At 42.2% G+C, this 8,569-nt stretch carries 7 protein-coding genes; 5 read left to right on the top strand and 2 right to left on the bottom strand.

Annotated features, from left to right (window positions below; all coding sequences use genetic code 11):
* Positions 1 to 321, top strand: a 321-nt coding sequence (locus L652_RS0101175; RefSeq protein WP_024603203.1) for a TrmH family RNA methyltransferase, incomplete at its 5' end; no start/stop codon positions are given.
* Between the two features lie 219 nt (positions 322 to 540).
* On the opposite strand, the gene L652_RS0101170 is transcribed toward L652_RS0101175, so the two are convergent.
* A complete protein-coding gene (locus L652_RS0101170) occupies positions 541 to 2,697 on the bottom strand; it encodes a TonB-dependent receptor (protein WP_024595760.1) in 2,157 nt (718 codons plus the stop codon).
* Positions 2,698 to 2,909: 212 nt separating this feature from the next.
* The gene (locus tag L652_RS0101165; RefSeq protein WP_002958025.1) at positions 2,910 to 3,755 is read right to left on the bottom strand and encodes a LysR family transcriptional regulator; all 846 of its coding nucleotides are present in this window, start codon (positions 3,753 to 3,755) and stop codon (positions 2,910 to 2,912) included.
* A gap of 126 nt (positions 3,756 to 3,881) precedes the next feature.
* On the opposite strand from L652_RS0101165, the gene L652_RS0101160 reads away from it, so the two are divergent.
* The 4 genes from L652_RS0101160 to gcvP form a co-directional block, all read left to right on the top strand.
* Complete coding sequence (locus L652_RS0101160; protein ID WP_002958026.1) at positions 3,882 to 4,481, top strand: hypothetical protein; 600 nt, start codon at positions 3,882 to 3,884, stop codon at positions 4,479 to 4,481.
* A gap of 98 nt (positions 4,482 to 4,579) precedes the next feature.
* Positions 4,580 to 5,662 carry a glycine cleavage system aminomethyltransferase GcvT gene (gene gcvT, locus L652_RS0101155; RefSeq protein WP_024590230.1) on the top strand — a complete coding sequence of 361 codons (1,083 nt, stop codon included), beginning with the start codon at positions 4,580 to 4,582 and terminating at the stop codon, positions 5,660 to 5,662.
* A 73-nt stretch (positions 5,663 to 5,735) separates the two neighbouring features.
* Positions 5,736 to 6,125, top strand: coding sequence for a glycine cleavage system protein GcvH (gcvH, locus tag L652_RS0101150; RefSeq protein ID WP_024590231.1), 390 nt, complete (start codon positions 5,736 to 5,738; stop codon positions 6,123 to 6,125).
* Positions 6,126 to 6,300: 175 nt separating this feature from the next.
* Positions 6,301 to 8,569 (top strand): aminomethyl-transferring glycine dehydrogenase (gcvP, locus tag L652_RS0101145; protein ID WP_024595761.1); only part of this gene is annotated, 2,269 nt, incomplete at its 3' end.

The following is an 8,569-nucleotide window of genomic DNA, read 5'->3' as shown; positions in this document are numbered from 1 at the left end:
GTGGCCTGTGGCGCAGCCGAAACAGTACCGCTTATTCAAGTGACTAACCTTGCACGTACGCTTCGCGAAATTAAAGATGCAGGCGTATGGGTTGTAGGCACCGCTGGCGAAACTGATAACCATGTATTTGACGCAAGCTTAACGGGGCCAATGGCTATTGTTATGGGCGCAGAAGGCGAGGGCATGCGACGCTTAACGCGTGAGCATTGCGATATGCTCGTTAAAATCCCAATGGCGGGTACTGTTTCAAGCTTAAACGTATCGGTAGCCACGGGTATTTGTTTGTTTGAAGTATTACGCCAACGTAACGCAAATAACTAATATATAAAACGATAAGTTTTATGTATTAAAAAGCCGAGATTGAAATTCAATCTCGGCTTTTTTGTGCCTGTAATTTCCGCTTTAACTTTGCACCAATTGTACTGAATTGATGCTCTATTATAGCGATAGGAAAATAACTCTATAGCAAGGCAAAAATAACGAAATATAGTTGTTCTTATATGAGTTATTTTTAACGCAGCTAGAGAGCTATTTAACTCGTTAGAATGAGTATGTGTAGCCCATCTGTACCGTACGCGGCTTACCTGGCTGAATGCCACCGTTTGAACGGTTAGCAACGTATGTTTTATCAAACAAGTTATCAACGCTTAGGTATACTTTTTGATTTTCATCGATTAAGTATTTAGAAGCTAAATCCCATACTACGCGGCTATCAATTGCGTTTAAGCCCGCCTCAGTTAAGTTAGCATGCGCATCAGATACGTAACGTATTTGGCTGTTAACTACAAACGCAGAAAACTCAGCACCTAATGATAACGCTACTTGGTTTTCTGGTACGTAAGGCATTGCATCGCCTTTTTCTACCGCGCCCCAAATTTCTGAATCAAAATCGTTTTTAAACTCAGAGTCTGTGTAGGTGTACGTTAATTTAACTGGGAACATAGCTGTATCAGTTGCAAACGTACGTGCTGCACTAAATTCAAAGCCTGCTACTTCTACTTCACCGTAGTTGTATTGGTCGCCAATGTTGTCGTCGCTACAACCAACCGCTGCAGTACAGTTACCGTGCATGTTGTCGTAATCTGAGTAAAAAGCAATTACTTCACCGCTAAAGCCATCCATATTAAAGCGAGAGCCAAACTCAATGTTTACACTTTCTTCTTCTTCTTGGTCTGCATTACCAGGTGCTGCTGGTGCATAACCTTTTTGAATGCCCGCAAGTAGCGTTACGTTTTCGTTAAGCGTGTATGTAGCACCTAGTGACGGCACTAAAATTTCAGTGTCGTTCGACACATCTTTAGTTAAACCGTTGCTGCGTGTTGGATCTGATTTAGACCACTCTTCACGCGTAATCGTAATGTCTTCATAACGAAGACCTGCACTTACTACTAATGCATCAATTGTCCACTCGTCTTGAATAAACAAGGTGCTTGCTTCTGCACTATCTACGCGGTTGCTATCAGAGCCCGGAACGCCTTGCTTTGTAAGCGTTAAGCTTAGGTCTTGATTAAGTGTGTATTTGTCTTCCCACTGAAAACGATCCATTTCGTCTTCGTGGTAACGTACGCCAACAGTCACATAGTGATCGCCTGCAGGAATATGTAATTCAGACTGAATACCTTTAGCTTGGTAGTCGCGGTTATTAGCTTTAACGCCAATACCTTCAATACCTTCGCTTGTAGGGTTTGCTTCAAAATCGCTGTACTGCTCAAGAGTACTTAAGCCTACGCTGCTGGCTTTATACCAGTTACGATGAAAATCGTTTAAGTAAGCCGTAGCTAAAAACTCATAGCCATCACCAAAACGGTACGCGTAGTTAAGTTGGTATGCGTTGTGGCGCGTATTCATTTCATCGTTTTGCGATGCAGCATAACGACGGTAAGGACTTTCTTGATAGTCTTCGTCAGTTAAGCCCATGTATGTTTCGTCTGATGTTTCGTCAGAGTACTTAATTTTTAGCTCAAGATTATGCGCATCGTTTTGACCAAACGTATGGCCAAACTTTAATAGTAAATCTGTTTTTTCAAAGCCGGTGTTGTCATTGCCTACTGGCAACTCTTTAAAGCCGTCTGCGCCGTAAGTAAATACTTCAATTAAACCCGCTGTGTTATTTTTTTCTTTACCAAAGTAAGCGTGGCCTTTGTAGTAACCGTCGCTACCAAGGGCTGCATCTACCATACCTTTTGAGCTATTTGGCTCAGTTGGTAAGCTGCGCGAAAGTAAGTTTAAAACACCACCCGTAGTACGCGGGCCGTACTTAACTGAGGCTGCGCCTTTTAATACTTCAATAGATTCCATACGACCCATAGTAGGGAAGTAGTATGCAGAAGGTGCTGAATATGGTGCTGGTGCAACTAATACACCGTCTTCCATTACTGATATTTTATCGTTACGGCCAGTACCTGTACCGCGCATACCAATATTAGGACGAAGGCCATAACCGTCTTCTTCTTGCACGTAAACGCCCGGAACAGACGCTAAAACGCGAGAAATATCGGTAAACTGGAATTTTTGAAGCTCTTCTTCAGAAATAAACGTAGCCGAACCAGGAATATCGTTAATTGCTTGCTGTGAGCCAATAACAGTAATTTGTTCAAAGCGTTGTTCTTTATTGCTGGTGTCTTTTGCTATTGCAGTAGCACTAAAAGACAAAGCAACCGCAGTTGCCAAAGTAGATACTAAAAACTTAGGGTTCATTGTGTTCCTAATCATGTCAATTATCTTAATTGGCGTAATTTGAACACGTTAACGAATACGAATCAATGTTATTAACTATTTAATTATTCGGTTTAATAGAACTAAAAACACCTGCTTATGCAACTTAATTAACTAAATTGTTTCTTTTGTATTATTTTGTAATTGTTTTACTAACTATAAAGGCTGAACGAAATATATGTGCTACGTAAGCGCTAGCCCAAGCGTAGAGCTATAAATTCAGCGAGTTTATCTACCGCATTTTCCGACTCACCCGAACTTTTAACCAAGCTAATACCAATATTACCAAGAGCTGGTAAATGCTTGGTTTGAACCTGATAGTTAAGCTCACTCGGTACTGTACTTTTAGCAAGTACCGTAATACCTAAGCCTTCTTTTAGTGCAGCTATAAGGCCGGTTAAATCGGCGTTGCTATAAACTATTCGGTATTTAATGCCTGCACTTTTTAATGCATCAGTAGCACGGCGACGATAAATACACCCCTCTGGTGCGGTAACTAGGGTAACCACCTCATTATGCGCAAGTGACAGGTCGCCCACCCACACTAGTTCGTCTTGCATAAAAATAGGAAACTTATCAGAGTTGAGTCGCTCATTTAGCGCAAGTACTAAATCAAACTGATCTTGCCTTGAGGCCGAAAGCAAATGCTTACTTAAACGCGACTTAACCTCTAACGACACCTCAGGGTAGAGCGCCACAAAGTCGCCAATAATAGAAGGTAGTATGCGCGCTGCAAATTCGCTCGGAATACCCAAGCGCACTTTACCTGCAATGTTTTCTGAGGTGAACTGCTGCAAAATAGCATCGTTGTGTTGCATCATTTGTTTTGCCATAGGCAATAATAGCTCGCCGTACTGGTTTAATACTTGGCGCTGCCCTTGTTTTTTAAATAGTTTATAGCCAAGCACGTCTTCTAAACGCTTTATTTGCAAACTTACAGCAGGTTGCGACAGGCCAAGTAAATCGCCTGCTTTAGCAAAGCCACCTATTTCAACTACCATTACAAAAGTACGTAAACCGTCTGTTGATATGTTTTTCATATTTAAAATTACAATTTATATAGCCATATATATAAGTATTATTTATCAATTGATAAATAATTACAATTTGTTGTTGATAGGCGTGGGCAATATACTTTTGTAATCGAAAATACACAGGTGTTTGTTATGACTTTTAACCCAATAATGTTTGCCCGCCACAGCAACGCAAGTAGTGCGGTTACTAACGCTTTGCAAACTAATAACAATCACGTTGTAATGGATTTTAGCGGCACCGAAACCAGTGTATTTTTAAGCACTATTTTAGGCCTTGATTTAACTAAGCTGACTGCCAGCGGTTTAGGCTTAAAAGGCACGCTTGATGGCGACTATAATTCTGACTATAGTTTTGCTGTTTATTACTTTAGCGAAACTGCCTTTAGATTCGTCCTGCCACACAACGCAAGCCTTCAACTACAAGCGCTTATAAACGAGCAGCAATTACGTTTTGATATTGATTATGTAGTACGCACCGATCTGGCAAGCTTTATTTTAAGTGGCGACAACGCATTTGATACCCTAGTTAATGCTTTTAAATTAACACCAGGTTTGCGCCTTTCTGACGCGCAACTTTGCTACGGTGCACAAAGCGGTGATGTATTTATTACCGCCATTGATAAAAACGACGAACAACACTTTGTATTAGTAGCTAAACAACAAGAATTACAAAAATGGCAAAGCTACATGCAAGCGCAAGGTTTTGCACTTATGCATAGTGAAGCCGCATAACGAATAAAAACAACAGGTGAGCATTACAATGTTTACCTGTTTTTATATCTATTTAAGCCACGCCCTAAACAGGGTTAATTTAAACGTGAAGGAATGTTATGACTTCTAAAACTGTACTACATGCTAAGCACCTAGAAGCGGGCGCAAAAATGGTTGATTTTCATGGCTGGGAAATGCCAATCAACTACGGCTCACAAATAGAAGAACACAATAGCGTACGTACCGACGCTGGTATGTTTGACGTATCACACATGACTATTGTTGATATTGAAGGGCCTCAAGCAAAAGCATTTTTACGTAAGCTAGTAGCTAACGACGTTGCAAAATTAACCGTACCAGGCAAAGCGCTTTACACAGGCATGCTTAACGAGCAAGGCGGTGTAATAGACGACTTAATTATTTATTTCTTTAGTGAAACGTTTTACCGCCTAGTTGTTAACTCAGCAACGCGCGAAAAAGACCTAGCGCATTTAGCTAACGTATCGAGCGACTTTGACGTAACTGTTACAGAGCGCCCAGAGTTTGCAATGATTGCAGTGCAAGGGCCTAACGCTAAAGCAAAAACAGCTACTCTTTTAAATGCTGAGCAACAAGCCGCTGTTGAAGGTATGAAGCCGTTTTTTGGTGTTCAAGTAGGTGATTTATTTATTGCCACAACGGGTTATACTGGCGAAGACGGTTACGAAATAGTAGTACCGAACGACCAAGCAGCCGATTTATGGCAACAACTGCTAGACGCAGGTGTTAAGCCTGCTGGTTTAGGTGCACGCGACACGCTACGTTTAGAAGCAGGTATGAACCTTTACGGCCTAGATATGGACGAAAGCGTATCACCACTTGCAGCTAACATGGCATGGACCATTGCATGGGAACCAGAAGATCGCGACTTTATTGGCCGTGACGTACTTGTTAAGCAACGCGCAGAAAAAAGCACTGACAAACTAGTTGGCTTAGTGTTTGAAGAAAAAGGCGTTTTGCGTAGCGGTTCTAAAGTAATTGTTGATGGTGGTGAAGGTATTATTACTTCTGGTACTTTCTCCCCAACACTTGGTTTTAGTGTAGCCCTTGCACGTGTACCACGTTCAACAGGCGATACAGCTCAAGTAGAAATGCGTAAAAAATTAGTAAACGTTAAAGTAGTAAAGCCTAGCTTTGTACGTAACGGTAAATCAATAATTTAAATAATTTGGTTATATCAATCAGTGTAATTACAGTGATTGGTATCCTCCCAATATAAACCAAAGGACAAATAAAATGAGCAACATTCCTAGCGAGTTAAAATACGCACCTTCACACGAGTGGGTTCGCAGTGAAGGCGACGGTACATTTACTGTTGGTATTTCTGAGCATGCGCAAGAGCTTCTTGGCGACATGGTATTTGTTGAATTACCAGAAGTTGGCGACGAAGTAGACGCTGGCGAAGACTGTGCAGTAGCAGAGTCAGTTAAAGCAGCATCAGACATTTACGCACCTATCAGTGGCGAAATTGTTGCTATTAACGAAGAACTTGAAGACTCACCAGAAACAGTAAACAACGACGCTTACGGTGACGGTTGGTTATTCCGTATTAAAGCATCTGACGAGTCTGAGCTAGACAACTTATTAGACGCTGAAGGTTACTCGCACACTATCGACGAAGAATAATTATTCTTTGTAGATAACTAAAAGCCCCGCGTGTTTTATTTAGATATCGGGGCTTTTATGATTTTACAGTTAACTTTTCCATACAAAGTAAGCTGTTAAATTATAAGAATTTTAAGTTATTGCTGTTTACCCATCAGCAGTAGCCACATTTTTTGGATCATAGGAATCTGGACACATGTCAAACGCCAAATCTCTTGAAGAACTAGAGCAAAAGCAAGATTTTATTCGCCGCCATATTGGGCCAAGCCCAGCACAAGTAAGCGATATGCTAAGTGCTTTAGAAGTATCGAGTGTGCAAGAGCTCATTGACCAAACTGTACCGGCTAGCATTCGTCTAGAGCAACCGTTAACAGTTGGACAAAGCCGTACTGAAGTTGAAACACTAAGCTACTTAAAATCAGTAGCAAGCAAAAATAAAGTTTTCAAATCGTACATTGGCCAAGGCTACCACCCAACTAACGTACCGCACGTAATTTTACGTAACGTACTAGAAAATCCAGGTTGGTATACAGCGTACACACCGTATCAGCCAGAGATTGCTCAAGGGCGTTTAGAATCATTATTAAACTTCCAGACTATGACCCTAGATTTAACTGGTCTTGATTTAGCAAGTGCATCACTACTTGACGAATCAACAGCGGCTGCAGAGGCTATGGGCCTTGCAAAACGCGTATCAAAAGCTAAAAAAGCCAATGCCTTTTTTATTGCCGACGACGTACACACACAAACAATCGACGTAGTAACAACGCGTGCCGAGCAGTTTGGTTTTGAAATAATTGTAGGTAAAGCAGAAGATGCCGTAAACCACGACATTTTTGGCGCATTGTTCCAATACCCAACTACATCAGGCGAAGTGGTAGATATAACTGACCTAATTGCTGGCGTACAAAGCAAAAAGGCCATTGCCTGTGTTGCTGCCGACATAATGAGTTTATTACTATTAAAAGCACCGGGTAAACTAGGCGCAGACGTAGTACTTGGTTCGGCTCAACGTTTTGGCGTACCTATGGGTTACGGCGGCCCACACGCTGCATTTTTTGCAACACGTGACGCATACAAACGTTCATTACCAGGTCGCATTATTGGTGTATCTAAAGACCGTTTAGGTAACGACGCACTACGTATGGCAATGCAAACGCGCGAACAACACATTCGCCGCGACAAAGCCAACTCAAACATTTGTACAGCGCAAGTATTACTTGCCAACATGGCAGCGTTTTACGCGGTATACCACGGCCCACAAGGCTTAAAAACTATCGCGCAGCGTATACATCGCTTTGCTGATATTTTAGCAAGTGGTCTTAAAGCTAAAGGCATCGCACTTAAGCACAGCACTTGGTTTGATACGCTAACAGTAGTAAGCGATAGCAAAGACGACGTAATAGCGCGTGCAATTGCAAAAGGCGTAAACTTTGCAACAAACCACGAAGGCGAGTACTCAATTTCGGTATCAGAGACAACAACACGCGCCGATGTAGCTGAGTTATTCGATATTATTTTAGGCGAAGGCCATGGCCTAAGTGTTGACGCTATTGCAGCCGACGTTGAAGCAAATGGCAGCGAGTCAATTCCTGCAAGTTTAGTACGTGATGACGAAGTACTAACGCATCCAAACTTTAACAGCTACCACAGCGAAACAGACATGCTTCGCTACATTAAGCGACTAGAAAGCAAAGACTTATCGCTTAATCACTCAATGATCTCGTTAGGCTCATGTACCATGAAACTAAACGCGACCGCAGAGATGATCCCAATTACGTGGCCTGAGTTTGCAAACCTTCACCCATTCTGCCCGCTAGATCAAGCAGAAGGTTACCAAATAATGATTGGCGAGCTACACGACTGGCTAGTAAACATTACCGGTTACGATGCAGTATCACTACAGCCAAACTCTGGTGCACAAGGTGAATACGCAGGCTTAATCGCGATTCGTAAATACCACGAGTCACGCGGCGATGCACACCGTAATGTATGTTTAATCCCAAGCTCTGCGCACGGTACTAACCCTGCATCAGCGCAAATGGCAAGCATGAAAATTGTAGTAGTTAACTGCGACAAAAACGGTAACGTAGACATGGTTGACCTTAAAGCGAAAGCTGAAGAGGTTGCTGAAAACTTATCGTGCATCATGATCACATACCCGTCTACGCACGGTGTATACGAAGAAACAATTCGCGAAATTTGTGACATTATTCATGAGCACGGCGGCCAAGTTTACATGGACGGCGCAAACATGAACGCGCAAGTTGGCGTAACAAGCCCAGGCTTTATTGGCTCAGACGTATCGCACTTAAACTTGCATAAAACATTTTGTATTCCACACGGTGGCGGTGGTCCAGGTGTTGGCCCAATTGGTGTTAAATCGCACCTTGCGCCATTTATGCCAAACCATAGCGTAATCAACGTACCAGGTACTAACATTGGTAATGGTGCGGTATCGGCAG

It is taken from the genome of Pseudoalteromonas sp. TB25 (assembly GCF_000497995.1).
GTDB classification, from domain to species: domain Bacteria; phylum Pseudomonadota; class Gammaproteobacteria; order Enterobacterales; family Alteromonadaceae; genus Pseudoalteromonas; species Pseudoalteromonas distincta.
Note: the sequence above shows the minus strand (reverse complement) of the source record. Positions and strands in the feature narration are given on the sequence as shown.